This is a genomic window from Actinoallomurus acaciae, from assembly GCF_042429965.1.
Classification (GTDB): Bacteria; Actinomycetota; Actinomycetes; order Streptosporangiales; family Streptosporangiaceae; genus Actinoallomurus; species Actinoallomurus acaciae.
Genome location: NZ_JBHLZP010000922.1, coordinates 1 through 1,871, shown reverse-complemented (window position 1 = coordinate 1,871; position 1,871 = coordinate 1). Strand labels below are relative to the sequence as shown.

The following is a 1,871-nucleotide window of genomic DNA, read 5'->3' as shown; positions in this document are numbered from 1 at the left end:
CCGCCATGCGCAGGGCGTCCGGCCGCAGCGGCACGTGGCGCTCGGCGGCGCGTTCGCGCAGCCGGCGCTCGACCTCGGGATCGCGGTGGAGCGTCACGCCGGCGGCGCGGGCCAGGGCCTCGCGCGTCATGTCATCGGAGGTCGGCCCGAGACCACCCGTCATGATCACCGCGTCGGCGCGCCGCAGGGCCTCACCCAGCGCCCCGGCGATGACGTCGAGATCATCGGGGACCACCGTGCTGCGCGTGACCTCGGCGCCCGCCTCGGTCAGCCGCCACCCGAGCCAGGTGGCGTTCCCGTTCGCGGTGTCGCCGCGCAGCAGCTCGTCACCGACCGTCAGCAGTTCGACTCGCGCGGCCATCGGTCCACAGCCTCCACGCCTTGACGACATAGTCCAGTCCGGTCACGACCGTGACGAGCACGGCCGCGCCCATCGTCACCCACCGAAGCACGTCGATGGGGCCCGGCATCACATAGAACCCGATGGCGAACACCTGCAGCATCGTTTTGAGCTTGCCGCCCCGGCTCGCCGCGATGACGCCGTACCGGATGACGACGAACCGCAGCAGGGTGATGCCGATCTCCCGCAGCAGGATCACGACGGTGACCCACCACCACAGGTCGCCCAGCAGCGACAGGCCCACCAGCGCCGAACCGGTCAGGGCCTTGTCCGCGATCGGATCGGCGATCTTGCCGAAGTCGGTGACGAGGTTGCGGCTGCGGGCGAGCTGCCCGTCGACGCGGTCGGTGAAGGAGGCCGCCGCGAAGACCACCAGCGCCGCGATCCGCCACCAGGTGCCGTCGGTGAACAGCAGCCAGAGGAACACCGGCACGAGCAGGAGGCGCACGACCGTTAGCAGGTTGGCGATGTTGAGCAGCCCGGCCTGCGGCACGACCGGAGCGGCGATCGGATCGCCTGCCGCCCCGATCGATTCTTCGCCGGCCGTCAACGCTCGTCCACGACGGCGAGAAGGTCGACGCCCATCGCCTCGACGACGCGCGCGGAGACGAACGCGCCGACCGGCGCGTCGCCCTTGAGCGTCACCACGCCGTCGATCTCGGGGGCCTGGTGCGCCGCGCGGCCCTCACCGGACTCCTCCACGAGGACCTCGACGGTCTCGCCCAGGCGTTCTTCGGCGCGCTGGGCGGTCAGCTCCTCGGCGAGCACCGACAGGTCGGCGACCCGGGCGGCCACCTCCTGCTCGTCGACCTTGCCGGTGAAGCCGGCGGCCTCGGTGCCCTCCTCGTCGGAGTAGCCGAACACGCCGATCGCGTCGAGCCGCGCCGCGGTGAGGAACCGGGCGAGCTCGTCGACGTCCTTCTCGGTCTCGCCGGGGAAGCCGACGATGAAGTTGGACCGTACGCCGGCCTCCGGCGCGAGCTCACGGATCCGCTCCAGCAGGTCGAGGAAGCGCTCGGTGTCGCCGAACCGGCGCATCCGCCGCAGAAGAGGGCCGCTGGCGTGCTGGAACGAAAGGTCGAAGTAGGGCGCCACGCCGGGTGTGGTGGCGATCGTCTCCAGCAGGCCGGGGCGCAGCTCCGCGGGCTGGAGGTAGCTCACGCGCACCCGCTCGATGCCCTCCACCGCGGCGAGCTCGGGCAGCAGGGTCTCCAGCAGCCGCAGGTCGCCCAGGTCCTTGCCGTACGAGGTGGAGTTCTCGCTGACGAGGATGACCTCGCGGACGCCCTGGCCGGCCAGCCAGCGCGCCTCCTCCAGCACCTCGGTCGGCCGGCGCGAGACGTACGCGCCGCGGAACGCCGGAATCGCGCAGAAGGTGCACCGCCGGTCGCAGCCGGAGGCGAGTTTGAGCGGCGCGGCCGGGCCACCGCCGAGCCGCCGGCGCAGCACCCGCGGCCCGGACGCCGGCGAG

Annotated in this window: 3 protein-coding genes; all 3 read right to left on the bottom strand. The window is 72.5% G+C overall.

The window, feature by feature from the left end; genetic code table 11:
- On the bottom strand, positions 1-361 hold a 361-nt coding region (locus tag ACFFNX_RS48935; protein ID WP_378213315.1), incomplete at its 3' end, for a molybdopterin-binding protein.
- Positions 327-950, bottom strand: a complete 624-nt coding sequence (pgsA, locus tag ACFFNX_RS48930) for a CDP-diacylglycerol--glycerol-3-phosphate 3-phosphatidyltransferase (RefSeq protein ID WP_378213313.1) — start codon at positions 948-950, stop codon at positions 327-329. The genes ACFFNX_RS48935 and pgsA, both read right to left, overlap by 35 nt.
- A partial coding sequence (locus ACFFNX_RS48925) for a MiaB/RimO family radical SAM methylthiotransferase (protein WP_378213311.1) occupies positions 947-1,871 on the bottom strand: 925 nt, incomplete at its 5' end. The genes pgsA and ACFFNX_RS48925, both read right to left, overlap by 4 nt.